Annotated in this window: 17 protein-coding genes; all 17 read left to right on the top strand. The window is 48.4% G+C overall.

What is annotated here, in order from left to right:
* The first annotated feature begins 53 nt into the window (after positions 1–53).
* Positions 54–1763 carry a sensor histidine kinase gene (locus ACI351_RS03785; RefSeq protein WP_439733929.1) on the top strand — a complete coding sequence of 570 codons (1710 nt, stop codon included), beginning with the start codon at positions 54–56 and terminating at the stop codon, positions 1761–1763.
* Entirely contained in the window at positions 1760–2470 is a 711-nt protein-coding gene (locus ACI351_RS03790) for a hypothetical protein (RefSeq protein WP_439733930.1), read from the top strand. Before ACI351_RS03785 ends, ACI351_RS03790 begins: the two co-directional genes overlap by 4 nt.
* A gap of 4 nt (positions 2471–2474) precedes the next feature.
* Entirely contained in the window at positions 2475–3068 is a 594-nt protein-coding gene (locus ACI351_RS03795) for a 3'-5' exonuclease (protein ID WP_439733931.1), read from the top strand.
* Positions 3069–3081: 13 nt separating this feature from the next.
* On the top strand, positions 3082–4632 hold the full coding sequence (gene gpmI, locus ACI351_RS03800; RefSeq protein WP_439733932.1) for a 2,3-bisphosphoglycerate-independent phosphoglycerate mutase: 1551 nt from the start codon (positions 3082–3084) through the stop codon (positions 4630–4632).
* 482 nt (positions 4633–5114) lie between these two features.
* Entirely contained in the window at positions 5115–5342 is a 228-nt protein-coding gene (locus tag ACI351_RS03805) for a DUF167 domain-containing protein (protein ID WP_439733933.1), read from the top strand.
* Between the two features lie 202 nt (positions 5343–5544).
* Positions 5545–6144: a type IV pilin protein gene (locus tag ACI351_RS03810; RefSeq protein ID WP_439733934.1), complete on the top strand. Its 600-nt coding sequence runs from the start codon at positions 5545–5547 to the stop codon at positions 6142–6144.
* A 176-nt stretch (positions 6145–6320) separates the two neighbouring features.
* Positions 6321–6641, top strand: coding sequence for a 30S ribosomal protein S6 (rpsF, locus tag ACI351_RS03815; protein ID WP_439733935.1), 321 nt, complete (start codon positions 6321–6323; stop codon positions 6639–6641).
* 9 nt (positions 6642–6650) lie between these two features.
* Positions 6651–7094, top strand: a complete 444-nt coding sequence (locus ACI351_RS03820; RefSeq protein WP_439733936.1) for a single-stranded DNA-binding protein — start codon at positions 6651–6653, stop codon at positions 7092–7094.
* 24 nt (positions 7095–7118) lie between these two features.
* A complete protein-coding gene (rpsR, locus tag ACI351_RS03825; RefSeq protein ID WP_439726603.1) occupies positions 7119–7436 on the top strand; it encodes a 30S ribosomal protein S18 in 318 nt (105 codons plus the stop codon).
* A gap of 15 nt (positions 7437–7451) precedes the next feature.
* On the top strand, positions 7452–7964 hold the full coding sequence (gene rplI / locus ACI351_RS03830; RefSeq protein ID WP_439733937.1) for a 50S ribosomal protein L9: 513 nt from the start codon (positions 7452–7454) through the stop codon (positions 7962–7964).
* A 703-nt stretch (positions 7965–8667) separates the two neighbouring features.
* Complete coding sequence (locus tag ACI351_RS03835) at positions 8668–9210, top strand: type IV pilin protein (RefSeq protein WP_439733938.1); 543 nt, start codon at positions 8668–8670, stop codon at positions 9208–9210.
* Between the two features lie 97 nt (positions 9211–9307).
* A complete protein-coding gene (gene dnaB, locus ACI351_RS03840) occupies positions 9308–10732 on the top strand; it encodes a replicative DNA helicase (protein WP_439733939.1) in 1425 nt (474 codons plus the stop codon).
* 2 nt (positions 10733–10734) lie between these two features.
* Positions 10735–11838, top strand: coding sequence for an alanine racemase (gene alr, locus ACI351_RS03845; protein WP_439733940.1), 1104 nt, complete (start codon positions 10735–10737; stop codon positions 11836–11838).
* A 23-nt stretch (positions 11839–11861) separates the two neighbouring features.
* A complete protein-coding gene (locus ACI351_RS03850; protein WP_439733941.1) occupies positions 11862–12614 on the top strand; it encodes an MlaE family ABC transporter permease in 753 nt (250 codons plus the stop codon).
* 1 nt (position 12615) lies between these two features.
* Positions 12616–13377, top strand: a complete 762-nt coding sequence (locus ACI351_RS03855) for an ABC transporter ATP-binding protein (RefSeq protein WP_439733942.1) — start codon at positions 12616–12618, stop codon at positions 13375–13377.
* 304 nt (positions 13378–13681) lie between these two features.
* Positions 13682–14956: an MlaD family protein gene (locus ACI351_RS03860; protein WP_439733943.1), complete on the top strand. Its 1275-nt coding sequence runs from the start codon at positions 13682–13684 to the stop codon at positions 14954–14956.
* 2 nt (positions 14957–14958) lie between these two features.
* Complete coding sequence (gene radA, locus ACI351_RS03865) at positions 14959–16326, top strand: DNA repair protein RadA (protein WP_439733944.1); 1368 nt, start codon at positions 14959–14961, stop codon at positions 16324–16326.
* The last annotated feature ends 30 nt before the right edge of the window (positions 16327–16356 follow it).

The following is a 16356-nucleotide window of genomic DNA, read 5'->3' on the forward strand; positions in this document are numbered from 1 at the left end:
GATTTTTCCCGCCCGTTTTGTCACGAATTGATATAATGATACAAAGGGGAAATATGTCTTTATTTTCTAAACTTTTTAAATTGTTTCTGGCCGTAGTGTTAATGCCGTTTGTCCCTATGGTGCTGTTGCTGGCGTATTATCAGGAACATTTAAAAGATAATATCTTGGAAACCCACGCCAATTTGGCGCAAATCGTTTCTTCTTCTATGAACCAGCATATCGAGGATTTGGGCTGGCGTCTTTCGTTTGCGCCGCACGTTACCGACGCGCTGAACGCTAAAAAAAGCCCCGTTCCCGTCTTGCGTGACGCGCTTTCGGCTAATCCCGATTTTATAATGCTGGCCGTTTTATCCGCCCAAGGAAAAGAACTCTACCGTGCCGGAGACAAGCAGATTTTACGTGATGTGCCTCCGCTCGATTTATCGGGAGATCCGGTGTTGGAGGAGTTGTCTAAACAAAATAAGTTATCCGTGAGCAGTTTTGATGTGGTGGACGGACGTCCCATCAGCGAATTTATTTATCCGCTTCCCAACGGCGATTTTTTGTACGGCATTATGAGTTTTTTCGCTTTTTTGTCGCGCGTGCAGGAGCAGCGTATCGGCACAACGGGCCGCATTTATTTGGTGGATCAAAACGGGTTCGTTTATGCGGGCGAATACCAATACCGCCCCGAGTTTGACGCGGAGGAACTGCGCCGTGCTTTTACGTCCGGCGAGCGGCTGATTAAAGAATTGAAAACGAAACAAGACGGTTACGTGGGGGCGTATGCGTCGACACCTATTTTGGGGGCGTACGTGGCGGTACTCCAGCTAAAAAGCGAAGCGTACCGCAGCATTTATTACACCAATATCATTTTGGCTTTATTTCTGCTGACTATTGCTACGCTGGCGTATTTCGGGGCTCTCACGTTTGCCGAGCGGCTGGGAGAACCGATCAGCGCACTGTCCGAAGCGGCCAAAGAAGTCAGTAAAGGCAATTTGGAAGGTAAAATAGATGAAGATATCGGCTGGGGAGAATTTAAACAGTTAATTTCCCAGTTTAATAAAATGACTGCCGATTTAAAAGATTATCAGCTCCTTCAGCTTCAGGCACAAGTAAGCGAAATGAAAGAACACGTTTTCCGCGCCGTCGCGCACGATTTGCGCGCGCCGCTTTTGGGCCTTCAAGGCTACTTATATATTTTGCAAAGCGGCAAAGCCTCCAAAGAGGAAGAAAAAGAATATTTGGAACAGATGAGCCGCGCCGCGCGCGATTTGTCGTCTCTGTTGGAGGATGTTCTGGATGTGTCGCGCGTGCAGGCCGGTATGCTTTCCCCGCGTAAAGAGCAGGTGGATGCGGCCGCATTAGCCAAGAGCGTAACGGATGCGCTGGCGCCTACTGCGGCGGAAAAAGGGCTTTTGCTTGAGACGGATGTCCCGCCGCTTACGCTTAAGGCCGATCCGAAACTGTTGCGCCGCGTACTGATGAATTTGGTTTCCAACGCTGTTAAATTTACCGATAAAGGCTATGTCCGCGTGTGCGGCGGGCAAGATGCTTCTAGTGATTGGCTGGCTGTAGAGGACAGCGGTATCGGAATGAACGAACAGGAAATGAAAGGAATTTTTCAAAAATATTATCAAATTAATTCCGACAAGGCCGGATATGGTTTAGGGCTGTTTATCAGCCGCCAAATTGTAACGGCGCACGGCGGCGAATTAAACGTAACCAGCCGAAAGGGAAAAGGGAGCCGTTTTACTGTGACGTTTCCCAAGGAGAAAAAATGATTGTATTTTGGCGTTTGTTTTTGGCGTACTTTTTGACGGATTTTGTACTTTTTAATCACGCGGGCGAAAAAGCATTTGTCCGTTCCCGCGCGGCCGGTTTTTTGCTGCACGGCGGAGTATTCTTACTGCTTGGTTTGGGTCTTTGCTATGGGTATTTAACAATGTCTTGGCCGTTTTTGGAGCTGGTGCATCTGCCCGGGTGGGTGTGTATTTCGCTGTTTACCGTTTTCCACGTATTTTCGGATGAATTTTTTCAATTTGGCGGCAAATTCCGCCACGGTTATGCCGTGACGTTTTTGGTAAAAAATCTTGTTAATTTGTTATTTTTGTTCTTGTGCGTGCCTTTTCGCGTATTGTATGAAACGGGCAATTTTTTTGCTGAACCGTGGGTTATTTTTTTGGTTGGGCTCGTTCTGTCTACCCGTGTGCTGGGTTGGTTTATTTTTGCCGTGGAGCAGGACCGTTACGGACGCGAATATCCCACATTTGACGCACGCTGGCTTTTAATGATGGTCCGCGCGATTTTCTTTTTAATTATGTTGCTTCCCGGGTGGCGTTGGGCGGCGGTGCTGTTGGTATGGTTTGCCGCGTGCGCGTATGCGCGCCGTAATCGCTTGTTAGACGTATCCTCTATGGCGTTTTATGTGGGGATTATTGGTGCTGTATTGATAGGATTTTTAGTGCGTATACGCTTTTATTGGATGTAATTTTATGCTCTTAAATGAAATTAAATTTGCTTGTTTAGATACCGAAACAACCGGCCTTTCGCCGGAAAAGGGCGGCAAAATTTGTGAAATCGCCGTCTCCGTTTCCCAAGGCGGCCGCGTGGTGGAAGAGTTTTCCACGCTGCTTAATCCCCAGATACCGATGAGTCCGGAGGTTATCGCCATTCACGGTATTACTAACGAAATGGTAAAAGACGCCCCGACGTTTGCCGATATTATGCCTACACTTTTAGGAGTGTTGGATAACGCCGTTATTGTAGCGCACAACGCCGATTTTGATGTTTCTTTTCTGCGCGCGGAATTTGCCTCCTGCGGGATGCGTTTCCCGCCGTATCCGGTGGTGGATACGCTTAAGCTGGCGCGCAAGAGCGGAAAATTTGAATCCAACCGTCTGGGGTTGATTGCCGAAGAGTTGGGAATCAGCTGCCAAGGGTGGCACCGCGCGATGGCCGATACGAAAATGGCCGAGCAGATTTTCTATTATTTTCTTACAATATTAGGTAAAGAAGGCGTAACGACATTGGAACAGTTAAACCGGTTTCAATGCAAACGCTGGCAAGATTTGATTGGTCACAATTAAGGAGAATTACCGTATGAAAAAAGTGGTTTTAATCATCCGCGACGGCTGGGGCGACGCCAAAGCCGGCCCGCATAATGCCGTAACAAGCGCCAAGACTCCCAACATTACCAAATACTTGGCTGAATATCCCCATACCCAAATCGAAGCCTCCGGCGAACAGGTGGGGCTGCCTGCCGGATATATGGGTTCGTCCGAGGTGGGGCACCTCAATATGGGGGCTGGACGTATCGTTATTCAGGAACTCAAACGCTTGAAAGATACTATTGAGGACGGATCTTTATTTAAATCGGCCGCGTTCTCCGCGTGTATAGATAACTGCGTTAAAAATAATAAACCGCTGCACGTAATGGGGCTTGTACAGGACGAAGGCGTTCACGCCCACCACGACCATTTGCACGCCATTATCAAATACGCCGCCGAAAAAGGCATTAAAGATATTAACGTTCATTTCTTTGCCGACGGCCGCGATACGCCGCCGCAGAGCTCTATCGGCTATATCCGCACGCTGGAAGAAAAGATGAAAGAATACGGTGCAGGCAAAATCGCCACTATTCAAGGCCGCTACTACGCTATGGACCGCGGCGAGGACTGGAGCCTGACCGATAAAGCGTATGATTTGATTGTTCACGCCAAAGGCTTGCACGGTACGACCGCCGAAGCAGTAGTGTCCGAAGATTATAAAACGATGAAAACGCCCGACGGAGGACCGATGGTGGACGAATATATCCCGCCGACCGTATTGGGCGATTACAAAGGAATGGAAGCGGGTTCCAGCGTGATTTTCTTCAACTTCCGTCAAGACCGCGCCATTCAGCTCACCCGCGCATTTATTGATGACACTTACCCGGGCAGCCGCGGCGAACGCGTGCCCTGCGTGTATTGCGGTTTAACCAAGTATTACGATTCTTTCCCCTATAACGCGTTGCCTTCTATGACGGACGGCGGCGGAATGAATAACCTCTTGGGGGAGGTTATTTCCAAAGCCGGCCTGAAACAGCTGCGCTTGGCGGAAACGCAAAAATTCAAACACGTTACATCGTTCTTCAACGGCAAACTGTTAAAACCGTACCCGGGCGAGGACCGTATTGAAAAGAAAGGACGCTTTGACCCCGCCACGTTTGCCGAACATCCGGAAATGGAAGCGTATATCGTCAAGGACGAAGCGATTACCCAGATTAATTCCGGCAAGTACGATTTTATCGTTATCAACTTTGCCAACTGCGATATGGTGGGCCATACAGGCAATTTCAACTCTGTTGTTAAAGCCGTGGAAGTGGTGGACGAGTGCACGGGTGCGGTGACAGAAGCCGCTTTGGCGAAAGATTACGCCGTGTTTATTACCGCCGACCACGGAAACGCCGAAGAAATGTGGGACGACAAAATTAATATGCCCAAAACCGCCCATACCACGAATTTGGTGGACTTTATCTACTTAAATAACGATGATAAATCTGCCCAAATGCAGCCCACGGGCAACTTGGGCGACATTGCGGTGACGGTGCTGGATGTGATGGGGATTGAGAAACCGGCGGATATGACGGCCAAGAGCTTGATTAAGAAGTAACAGCTGTTGGTAACTGACGTTTTACGCATAAGGAACGGAAAATATTTTCCGTTCCTTATGTCTTTTTCGGGCCAACAATTTGCCAAATTCTGTTATCTTGTGCGTGCCTTACCCTTGACGTGGCTACAGCCACGCCTATACGGGCAACTAGCCCGCACAATCTAAAGCGAATTTGACAAATCAGGCAAACATCTATAATGTTATTCTGCACGGCACGGCATACATAACTTTCGTACTTGTTGTATTCGCCCCTTGGCCACCTTATGCTTCTTGTCGGTGTTTTGCAGGCCCATGCCCTGTCTATAAAAACCGTTCCGTACGGGTATCGCATTTTATTTGTTTGAGCGGAGCGAGTTGTAAAATGCGCCGGACGGAATGGGGTTTTATAGGGCCCGGCCTGCGAGTTTTTTGTTACTTTTTGTCGGAACAAAAAGTAAAAGTGTTTTTTGCTTACTTTTTTAATAAAAAAGTAAAATAAACTTATGGAGAGTTATATTAAAGTAAAGGTCCACGCGGGGGAAAAGAAAAACCGGCTGGAACAAAAATCCCCCGATACGTTTGAAGTCTGGGTCAAAGCGCCTGCCGAGCAGGGCCGCGCCAACGAAGCCGTCCGCGCCGCATTGGCGGAACATTTGGGCCTGCCCGAAAACAAACTTTCTCTCATCAAAGGGGCCACGAGCCCTTCTAAAATCTTCCTGAAAAGACAATAGGTTCTTCTCTGTTGTCACCTTGTTTTTAGTCCGCCGAAATTGTACCTCTGCCAAAAGGGGTTGTATTGTTTTTTTTTTTTGATAACATAGGTTATCCTGTAGTATTTCTGTACGGAATCTCCCTTTTATGGCTTATTTGCTTAAAATCGGTAGAAACTGAGCAGAAGCGACTCAGGATGACTTTTTTATGGAGAAAACGAATATGAAAGGTTTTACGCTTTGCTGTCATCCTGAACTGACGCTTTTACCGCTTAGCGTCACTCCGGAAGGCCGTAGTCCGGAGTCTAGTCATAGAATTTCAGGATCCAATAAAACTGGTTTTACGCTTATCGAATTGTTAGTCGTCATTTTAATTATCGGTATATTGGCGGCGGTTGCGCTGCCGCAGTACCAAACGGCAGTGGCGCGGTCTCGCTATCAGCAACTGGTATTAATGGGGACGGCGATTACCGAGGCCGAAGAAGTTTATTATATGGCAAATGGGGCGTATACAACAGATTTTAGCGCACTTGATTTGGATTTCGGTGCGGCTACGCTAGGGGAAAATGATTCTGGGACATATAGTCAAATTAGTGGAAAGTGGGGGCGTTGCGTTTTGCGTGATTACGGAATGGGAACTGTGCAGTGCAGCTCTTGGTATACGGAAGTGCCGGAATTTGAAACGAACTTTTCTTCTGCTGTCCGTTATTGTCACGCATTTTTTTCCAAGGGGGATGTAGCCCAGCGGGTTTGCAAGCTGGAAACGCATACGGAAACTCCCTATTCCACTTCCCAGCGCTACGCCACGTATCGTTTTAAATAGCGGCAGGGATGAAACGGAAGCCTTTTTTCCGTTTTTTTGCTATAATATCTATAGGAAAAAATCCGCCGGGGCCACAGGTGCATCAGCGCCCGAAAGAGATTTGTAAAAAACTTCGCGGGACGGAAAATTCCCGTGGGGATTTTTTGACGAAACAAAACGCAACTAAAATAGAGTATATGAGAACTTACGAAAGCGTAATTATTGTTAAACCCCAACTCTCCGACGGAGAAGTGGGCGAATTCGTGTTGAAGGCGAAAGAACTTATCGCCAAACACGGCGGGGAAGTAACCAGCGAAGAAAAATTGGGCAGAAGAAAATTCACCCACGAAGTAAACCACGTTCGCGACGGTTTCTACCTCTACTTGAAATTTAAAGCCGAACCGAAATTTGTAAAAGTTTTCGAAGACGCTTTGAAACTCAATGAAAAAGTGCTTCGCTCTATGACGATGCTCGCTATGGAAGTGAAAGCCAAACCGGCTCCTGTCGTTGCAAAATAAGGTTAACGTATGCCCGCACAAATCAAATTACCGGAACAGAATCTTGTCCTTCTAGTCGGACGGTTAACACGTGACCCGAATGTGGCGTTTACGCAGAAAGGTCAGGCAGTGTGCCGTTGTGATATTGCGGTGAACCGCAGATATTTGGATGCTACCACGAACGAGTGGAAAGACGACACGGTTTTCGTTCCCGTGGTGGTTTGGGGCGCGGCAGCCGACCGGTGTAAAGACCGGGTGAAAAAAGGGACTCCCATTCAAGTGGAAGGCCGCCTCACCAGCAGCGAATACACCGACAAAACAACCGGGCAAACCCGCAGATCTCTGCAGGTTACGGCCCGACGGATCCAAATTTTGGAATCCGGTGCCGCGGGAGGGGCTTCTTACGAAACCCACGCGGCCGCTAAGGACGACGTTCCTACTTCCGAAGTGATGGAAGATGACGTGCCCTTTTAAACTTTAAGACAAGAGGAATATCCAATGTCCGAAGAAATTAAAACTCAAGCCCCCGCGGCCAACACCGCCGCTCCGGCCGCCCGCCCCGAAAGACCGGCGCGTCCGTTTATGGGCAAAAAGCGCTTTGAAAGCAGAAGAAAAGTCTGCAAAGTCTGCGCGGAAAAAATCGAAAATATCGACTACAAGAACTTTCAGTTTGTAAAGTCCTTCACGATGGAAAGCGGAAAAATCCTTTCCAGAAGAATCACCGGCACCTGCGCCAAACATCAGCGTCAGATTACCAAAGCAATCAAACGCGACCGCAACTTGGCTATCTTGCCGTATTCTTTGCCCAAAAAATAAGCCGGAGGACGAACAATGAAAGTTATTTTGAAACAGAACGTCAAAAATTTGGGTATGGTGGGCAGCATTGTTGAAGTAAAGCCCGGTTACGCCCGCAATTTCTTAGTGCCGCACCGCTTGGCGGAAATCGCCACCGAAGGCGCTATTAAAAATTGGCAGCTTGGCGCCGAACGCCGCGCTAAACGCATTGAAGCGGAACTCGCCGAAGCCCGCGCCATCGCCGAAAAATTGGCCGGTGTCGTGCTTCCGTTCACTAAAACCGTCAACAGCGACGGCGTAGTATTCGGTTCCGTAAACAAAGCCGATATTTTCAAAGCGTTGACCGCTCTCGGCCACAACATCGCCAAAGATTCTATCGAACTCAATATGCCTATTAAAGCTTTGGGCGAAACCGAAGTGGGCATTTATTTGAAACCGACCGTTACCGCCACGATCAAAGTGCAGATTAATCCTTTGACCACGGTGGAAGAAAAAATCGCTGACGCCAAGCCGGAAGCGAAAGCCGAAGAAGCGGCCGAAGCCAAATAAATACTGAAAATTGCGTTTTGTATAACCCCCCGCGCAAGCGGGGGTTTTCTTTTTTATATAAGAAAGAAAAGTAGAGAAAGAAAAATTATTTTTACTTTTTGTATCGCCAAAAAGTAAGCAAAAAACTTGCAGGCCGGATCCTATAAAACGCACTCTCGGCGGACGTTTTTACAACTTGCTCCGCTCGGACAAATAAAAACGTTTTCCGCCTTGAGGCGTTTTATAAACAGGATAAAGGCCTGCATAAACGGAAACGGTAACGACAGACGCTTTTTATAAGCAGGACGAAGCCCGGGTATTAAAATAAGGAAATGGATTTTATGGGGTATGGGTTATTATTTATTCGCGCACGCCATTCCTAAAACAGTGTAACTTCATAGTCAAAAGAGGGTGGACAAACTCCGCGGCCTGGAAGGCCTTGACCCGTTTTTTTTTTTTGATACGATACAGTTATCCCAAGAGGTTTCTGCGCGGGGTTTCCCAACTGCGGTTTATTTGCTTAAAATCGGTGGTTTCTGCGGCGGAAACCCAACAGGATAACTTTTTATAAGTTTGGCGGCTTACTATGCTTGCGTCATTCCCGAATGTTTCTATCGGGAATCTGTTGTTTAGTAACTACGAGATTCCGTAGTATCTGCCGTCCGCAGGACCGGAATGACGCCATGAAGCCATAAAGCCGGCAAACCATAATATAGGGGCCTTTATGAAAGGATTTACGCTTTGCTGTCATCCTGAACTTGTTTCAGGATCTAATAAAACTGGTTTTACCTTAATTGAATTGTTAGTCGTCGTGCTTATCATTGGTATTTTGGCGGCGGTGGCGTTGCCGCAATATGAAAAAGCGGTTATGCGGTCGCGTTTTACCCAAATGGTAACGGCGGCCCGTTCTATTGTTCAAGCCCAACAGGCGTTTTCTATGGCGAATGGAGGGTATGCCGATAATTTATCGGATTTGGATGTGACGTTTCCTAACACCAACGGCAATGAGGTCTCCTTGGCCGACGGCTTGTGTCGTTCTAACAACGTGGGCCGCGTGGAGTGTTATTTGCTAAAGAAAGGAATCGTCTACAAGCCGCGTACGGTGGCTGCTTTGCTTTGGTTTTACGACAATAACAATCGTATTTGTTGTGCTTATGAAGACACAGATTTCGCGGGAGATTCCCTTTGCAGCGCGGAAATGAAAAATGACGATTGGTACGACGGCTGCGGGGGCCGCGGCTCTTGCCATTGTTATACGGAAAAGTAGTCCTTATCCCCTTTTCTGCTCTAAATTGATACAATAAAAAGGATGGTATTTTACCGAAAGGTAAATGCCGTCCCGATTTTTATTTTAAGGATTTTTTATGGCGAACAAATTACTGGAAGAACGCATCCCCCCGCAGGCAATAGACGCGGAAATGGCTGTATTGGGCTCTATGCTGCTGGATGCGGAAGCGGTGGAAACCGCGTTTGAAATTTTAAAACCCGAACATTTTTATAAAGAAGCGCACCAGAAAATCTTCGCCGCGATGAAAAATTTGGTGGATCGCAGTCAGGCGATTGATATCGTTACGCTTTGCGAAGAGTTAAAACGAAATAATTTACTTGCTCAACTGGGCGGGGAAATTTACCTCACGCAGCTTGTGGACAAAGTGGCCACTGCGGCGCACGTAAAGCACTATGCGGAAATCGTGTACAAAAAATTCGTCGTGCGCGATTTAATCCGTACCGCTACGGGCCTTGTCCAACGCTGCTATAAAGAGGAAGACGACGATCCGCAGACGTTAATTGACTCCGCCGCCGACCAAATTTATAAACTCAGCCAAAAACAAAAACTATCCGGCTTTGTGGCCTCAAAAGACCTCGCGCCGGAAGTAATGGAAATTTTGGAAAATGCAATTAAAAATAAAAACGCTATTCAGGGTGTGCCTACCGGATTATCTAAATTTGACGAAAAAACGGGCGGATTTCGTAAATCGGATTTAATTATTCTGGGCGCGCGCCCCAGTCAGGGGAAAACAGCCTTAGCTTTAAATATGGCCCATTATGCCTGTGTCCGGTGCGGTATACCGGTGGCTTTTTTCTCGCTGGAAATGAACCGGCACAGTATTTTTGAACGTATGTTGGGGGCCGCCGCGCAGGTTGAAATTCATCAATTGCGAAGAGGATATTTGGAACGTGGTAAATGGCCGGATCTAATGCGGGCAATGGGAGAGTTGGCTTCCGCACCTTTCTTTATTGACGATACGTCCGGCATTTCCATTACTGAATTGCGTATGCGTTCTCGCCGGTTGGCCTCGGAACTGAAAAAGCAGGGAAAAGAATTGGGACTTATCGTTATCGACTATTTGCAATTAATCCGCGGCGGAGAACGCCGCGTGGAAAGCCGCCAACAGGAAGTGTCCGAAATTTCCCGTATGCTTAAAGATTTGGCGCGTACGCTTAATGTGCCGGTGCTTGCGCTTTCGCAGCTGAGCCGTAAAAACGAGGATAAGGGACGGGCTGGAAACCGCCCGCAGTTATCGGATTTGCGCGAATCCGGCTCCATCGAACAAGACGCCGATGTGGTGGCGTTAATTCACAGGGAAGCTTATTATAAACCGGAAGGTCCCGAACGGAAGGCCATAGAGCGTCAGGCCACATTGATTATCGCCAAACAACGCAACGGGCCGGTAGGCGACGTGGATCTTGCCTTTTTCAGCGAATTTGCGTTGTTCACTAACCCTGCGCCGGAAAATATGGAAGTCGCTCAGAATATGGGCGGTGATACTCAAATGATTCCGGAGTAATTATGCAAATACCGATTTTACGCCCCACTATTGCCGAAGTGGATTTAAAAAAGATGGCCCGCAACCTGCACAACGTGCGCGAGCGGGTGGGGAATGTCAAGATTTTAACGCTCTTAAAAGCCAACGCTTACGGTCACGGCGCCGTTCCCGTGGGGCTTTTTTTGCAAAAAAATAACTTGTGCGATTTTTTTGGTGTGGCATCGGTAGAAGAGGGCCTTACACTGCGCGAAGCAGGGGTTACACTGCCTATACTGGTGCTGGGAAGCATTTATCCGTTTGAGGCGTTTGAATACGCCATTAAAAATGATTTGGCGATAACTATCGCCAGCCAGGCCGCGGCGGACGCAGTGTGCAACATCTCCGCCAAGGTGGGTAAAAAAGCGCTCTGTCACGTTAAACAGGATACGGGAATGGGCCGTATCGGCACCCGCCGCGCCAACGTATTTGGCATCATTGAAACGCTTGCCAAAAACCCGCACGTCATTTTGGACGGTTTGTATTCCCACCTCTCCAGTGCGGATACGGATCCGGCGTTTACCGAAGAACAGATAGGCTATTTCCGCGATACGCTGACCAATGTCCGACTCCACGGGATTCACATTAACCACATACACCTTGCGGCTTCCCCCGCCATTGCGGCACGGACGGATATCTTTTACGATATGGTACGCCCGGGCCACGCGGCGTTTGGATTGGAAGCGGGGTACGAACCCGTAATGTCTTTCAAAACGCGGGTCGTGTACGTAAAAGACGTTCCCGCCGGCAGCAGTATCAGTTACGGGCGCAGTTTTATTACCCAAAAACCGATGAAGGTGGCTACGCTGCCCGTCGGGTACGGAGACGGATATTTGCGCGCGCTTTCCAACAAAGCCGACGTGCTGATTAAAGGTAAACGGCGCCGCGTGCTGGGCAACGTGACGATGGATATGATGATGGTGGATATCACGGACGGGCCGGAGGTGTCCGTCGGTGATGAAGCGGTGTTAGCTGGCCGTCAGGGGGATGAAGAAATCTCTTGGGCGGAACTTGCGGAGAAGGCCGGAACGATTGATTACGAACTGTGTACGCTTCTTATGCAGCGCGTACCGAGGATTTATAAAGAATAATGTTTACTGCGATCGGAACATTTATGACCCGTATGTTTGACCAAGTGGGCGGCGCGGCCGATATGGTGCGTTCGTCCGTATTCTGGTTTACCCATTCGCGTTTTGAATTTCATCAGGCGGCGCAGCAGAGCGTAACTATCGGTGTGGAATCTTTGGGCGTAACGGCGCTGACGAGTTTGTTTACGGGAATGGTGCTTGCGCTTCAGGCGGGTAATACGATTGGAAATATTTTTGGCGAACCGATTTTTGTAGGCACGATTGTTACGTTTTCGCTGATCCGCGAGTTGGGCCCCGTGCTGACGGCGGTGGTGGTTTCCGGCCGTGCGGGGGCGGCGGTCACGGCACAAATCGGTACGATGGCCGTTACGGAACAGATTGACGCGCTTTATACGTTAGGCACTAACCCTATCCGCTATTTGGTACTTCCGCGTATGTTTGGGTTTCTTTTGACGATGCCCGTTCTCACGCTGTTTTCCAATTTATTCGGCGTACTGGGCGGGTATTTGGTAGCTGCGTATGCGCTGGGCGTCCCGGGGGAAGTGTATATAACGGACATCACGTCTTTTATGGATGTGAACGATTTTCTGCACGGATTTATCAAATCGTTTATTTTTGCATTTATGGTGGCGGTGGTATGCTGCTATAAAGGAGTCAGTACGCGCGGCGGCGCAGAAGGGGTGGGAAAGTCCACTACCGGCGCTGTTGTAACAACGATTGTACTTATTTTAGTGCTGGACTATTTTTTAACCGCCATTTTGACGGCGTTTGGGATTTAATATGATTAAAATCGTGGATCTTAAAAAGAGTTTCGGCCCCAAAGAAGTGCTGCGCGGGGTAAACTTGACGATTGAAGAAGGAAAAACCACCTGTATTTTGGGCGGCTCCGGTTCCGGCAAAAGTACGCTTATCAAGTGCTTAATCCGGCTGGAGGACGCCACGAGCGGGGAAATCCTTGTAGACGGAAAAGACATCACGAAAATCCGCAGCGAAATCAAACTCGCCGCCATACGCCGCCATTTCGGCTATTTGTTTCAGGAAGGGGCGCTTTTTGACTCGATGAGCGTGGGGGAAAACGTCGCGTTTGGGCTGAAATACTTAACCGATACGCCGCTAAGCGAATATCCCAAAATCATTAAAGAGAAACTGGCGCTCGTCGGATTAAAAGATGTGGAAAATTTAAACCCCAGCGAACTTTCCGGCGGTATGAAAAAGCGCGTTTCACTCGCGCGCGTGCTGGCCGTAAACCCCAAAGTGATTTTATACGATGAGCCTACTACCGGCTTGGACCCGATTATGTCCGACATTATCAGCGATTTGATTATTGATTTAAAATCCAAGCTCGGCGTGACGTCGGTGGTTATCACGCACGATATGCACTCCGCCTTTAAAATTTCGGATTACATCGCTTTTTTGTACGAAGGAAAAATTTTACTTTACGGTACACCCGAAGAATTCAGAAAAACGGACAACCCGTATGTAAAGCAGTTTGTGGAGGGCAGCAGTCACGGGCCTATCCAAATGAAATTAAAAAAAGATTGATTTTTAAGCGTTTTTGGGCTCTTTTTCATTTTTTTGCTTGCTCGCGTATTTTTAATACGCTTCTCCGCAAAGAAAATGCAAAAACCGCCACAAAAACATTAAAAATCAGAGCGCAGTCTGACGTTATTGGTGGAAACTTGTTTTTATTTACTTGCGTATTTTTAAATACGCTTCATCGTAAAGAAAATCTAAACTTTCCACAAAAATATCGGGAAATACCGTTGTAGAGTGGCGTAAAAATCAAGGCGGTTCTAAGGGCTGCGGCAAAGGAAAGATTTTTTATTTTAACATAAGGGATACTATTATGAAACCAGAAACCAAATTGGGTATTTTTACTGTATTGGGACTTATTGTATTCGGCTTCTCGTTGTATTTTTTAGGCGGATTTTCCGTCACGCGTTCGTACGATTTGAACATTAAATTCGCCGACGTTTCCGGTCTGCCCGTCCGCGCGCCTGTTAAACTGTCGGGCGTGGAAGTAGGAAAAGTAAAACAGATCAAAATTGAAAACGGGGACGTTATCGTTGTTGCCCAAATCAACGAAGGCGTCGCTATTTACACCGGTGCGCGGTTTTCCGTAGTGATGACCGGTATTATCGGATCCAAATATTTAAAAGTGGAACAGGGCAATACGATGCTTGCTGCCTATAAATCCGGCGCATACATTGACGGCGTAAACGAACTGCCTATGGATGCGATGATTACCCAAACGATGTCGAGCATTAAAGAATTTGTGGACAGCGTCAATAATCAGGGTGCGTTTGGCGACCGGCTGAACCAAACGATGACCGAAGTCCGCCAGCTTTCCGCCAATTTGAACCAGCTTGTGGCCGCTATGAAACCGTACTTAACCCGATCTGCGCGGAACTTGGATGACTTAACCGAACGCTTGGACGCGCTGTTGGCCGGCATTGAACAGGGGCAGGGCGTTATCGGCGGGCTGATGAAAGACGAACAGATGAAACAAGACGTAAAAGAAAGCGTGACCAGTTTAAAAGAAACGATGAGCGAAGTCAAAACCTTTGTGGGTAAAATGAGCCGTTTCCACGTGTATTGGGATTACGATTTTTTCTATATGCCGGATTCCGGTCTTGCTGTCAGCGATCTCGCGCTTGAAATTTTCCCGTCTAGCGGCTACACGTTCTACCGCGCGGGGATTTCCAACATCGGCAACGAGGACGACAAGTTGGATTCCAAAGATTATTTGGAAAAAAACAAGTTCGACGTCCGCTTCGGTCTCTATAACAAATGGGCAGCCGTTTCCGCCGGTTTAATCCGCGGTGCCGGCGGCGTGGCGCTGGAACTTAAACCGTTTTACAATAAAGAGTTTTTAGACCGCTTTACGTTTACTGGAGAATTTTCCGACTGGGGGCGCGACCGCGTCATTAACGGACGTCTGTTTGATAAGCCCAATTTGTCGTACGGGGTGGATTTCCGCTTTAACCGCTTCTTCTCCGTAGGTGCGTGGGGCCGCGACGTGTTGGAAACCAACGATTTTGCCGTTAAGGCCAACATCTCGTTTAACGATCAGGACATTGCGTCCTTCTTCGGTTTGGCAGCCGTGGCGGGAACCAAATAGGTATGAAATTTAAAACGGTTTTTGTCTGTCAGAAATGCGGTTACGAAGCCCCCAAATGGGCGGGCAAATGCCCCGACTGCGGGGAGTGGAACTCGCTTGTGGAAGAAGTTAAACAGCAGGAGAGTAAAAAAGCTCCCGCACGCACGCGCAGTTTTACGGACTTTTCGTCCGAAATCGTTAAACTTTCCGAAAGCAAAGCCGTCAAAGAGCCCCGCATTGAAACTCATATCTCCGAGTTTGACCGTCTGCTCGGCGGAGGGCTTGTTAAGGGACAACTCTCCTTATTGGCGGGCGCCCCTGGGATTGGCAAATCGACTTTAATGCTGCAGGTGGCGGCGGAACTTTCCAAAAATTTAAAAGTATTATATATCTCCGGCGAAGAAAGCATTAGCCAGATTTCCGGCCGCGCTGCTCGGTTGGGCGTAAAAGGCGACAATATCTTTTTACATTGCGAAACGGACGTGCAAAAAATCGTGGAGTCTGTGCAAAACGTAAATCCCGATGTGCTGATTTTGGATTCCATTCAAACCGTCTACCATCCGGAGTTTACGTCCTCTGCCGGAACCGTGGCGCAGGTGCGCGAATGTACCAGCGAACTCGTCCGTCTGTGCAAACCTAAGGGGATCATTACGTTTGTGCTCGGGCACGTAACGAAAGACGGCGAACTGGCTGGCCCGAAAATTTTGGAACATATGGTGGACTGCGTGCTATATTTCGATACGGAAAAGGACAACGTGCTGCGCCTCTTGCGTCCGCATAAAAACCGTTTCGGATCCACGGGGGAAATTGGTCTGTTTAAAATGACGGGCCACGGCCTTGAGTCGGTGGAAAACGCCAGCGAATACTTTGCGCAAACCTCGCGTGACCGCGCGTTAAAAGGCCGCGCGTATTCTTTGGCGTTGGAAGGCTCCCGTCCGATTCTAACGGAAGTGCAGGCGCTAGTTTCTCCCACGCGCTATCCGTTCCCGCGCCGTGTATCAACCGGTGTGGATTTAAACCGTTGTTTAATGCTGTTTGCCGCGCTTGAAAAACATACGGGGCTGCCGCTTGATAATAAAGATATTTTCGTTAGTTTGGCCGGTGGTGTCAAACTAAAAGATCCCGCATTAGATTTGGCCGTGTGCGCGGCGGTAATCAGTTCGTGCAAAGAAATTCCGCTCGCGCCCGACAGCGTGTTTATGGCTGAAGTTGGTATCTTGGGGCAGGCCGCCAAAGTGCCGCTTATCGACCGCAGACTGGAGGAAGCCCAACGGCTCGGCTTTAAAAAGGCCTACTCCGCCGCTGTTACTAAACCGGAAAAAGAAAAACTTTCCAAAATGACGCTTGTAGAGCTTGCGGATTTGAGCGATTTGACGCTTAAACTGCGCTGAAAAATGCGCCGCGCGCAACGCGCGGCCCTA

It is taken from the genome of Candidatus Avelusimicrobium sp., from assembly GCF_051874775.1.
GTDB lineage: Bacteria > Elusimicrobiota > Elusimicrobia > Elusimicrobiales > Elusimicrobiaceae > Avelusimicrobium.

Excerpts from the sequence above, each read along its gene's own strand:
- ACI351_RS03810 (WP_439733934.1), top strand. The coding sequence starts at position 5,545 with ATGAAAGGTTTTACGCTTTGCTGTCATCCTGAACTGACGCTTTTACCG.
- ACI351_RS03855 (WP_439733942.1), top strand. The coding sequence starts at position 12,616 with ATGATTAAAATCGTGGATCTTAAAAAGAGTTTCGGCCCCAAAGAAGTG.
- ACI351_RS03790 (WP_439733930.1), top strand. The coding sequence starts at position 1,760 with ATGATTGTATTTTGGCGTTTGTTTTTGGCGTACTTTTTGACGGATTTT.
- rpsF (WP_439733935.1), top strand. The coding sequence starts at position 6,321 with ATGAGAACTTACGAAAGCGTAATTATTGTTAAACCCCAACTCTCCGAC.
- ACI351_RS03795 (WP_439733931.1), top strand. The coding sequence starts at position 2,475 with ATGCTCTTAAATGAAATTAAATTTGCTTGTTTAGATACCGAAACAACC.
- ACI351_RS03860 (WP_439733943.1), top strand. The coding sequence starts at position 13,682 with ATGAAACCAGAAACCAAATTGGGTATTTTTACTGTATTGGGACTTATT.
- radA (WP_439733944.1), top strand. The coding sequence starts at position 14,959 with ATGAAATTTAAAACGGTTTTTGTCTGTCAGAAATGCGGTTACGAAGCC.
- alr (WP_439733940.1), top strand. The coding sequence starts at position 10,735 with ATGCAAATACCGATTTTACGCCCCACTATTGCCGAAGTGGATTTAAAA.
- ACI351_RS03850 (WP_439733941.1), top strand. The coding sequence starts at position 11,862 with ATGACCCGTATGTTTGACCAAGTGGGCGGCGCGGCCGATATGGTGCGT.
- gpmI (WP_439733932.1), top strand. The coding sequence starts at position 3,082 with ATGAAAAAAGTGGTTTTAATCATCCGCGACGGCTGGGGCGACGCCAAA.
- ACI351_RS03835 (WP_439733938.1), top strand. The coding sequence starts at position 8,668 with ATGAAAGGATTTACGCTTTGCTGTCATCCTGAACTTGTTTCAGGATCT.
- rpsR (WP_439726603.1), top strand. The coding sequence starts at position 7,119 with ATGTCCGAAGAAATTAAAACTCAAGCCCCCGCGGCCAACACCGCCGCT.
- ACI351_RS03785 (WP_439733929.1), top strand. The coding sequence starts at position 54 with ATGTCTTTATTTTCTAAACTTTTTAAATTGTTTCTGGCCGTAGTGTTA.
- rplI (WP_439733937.1), top strand. The coding sequence starts at position 7,452 with ATGAAAGTTATTTTGAAACAGAACGTCAAAAATTTGGGTATGGTGGGC.
- ACI351_RS03805 (WP_439733933.1), top strand. The coding sequence starts at position 5,115 with ATGGAGAGTTATATTAAAGTAAAGGTCCACGCGGGGGAAAAGAAAAAC.
- ACI351_RS03820 (WP_439733936.1), top strand. The coding sequence starts at position 6,651 with ATGCCCGCACAAATCAAATTACCGGAACAGAATCTTGTCCTTCTAGTC.
- dnaB (WP_439733939.1), top strand. The coding sequence starts at position 9,308 with ATGGCGAACAAATTACTGGAAGAACGCATCCCCCCGCAGGCAATAGAC.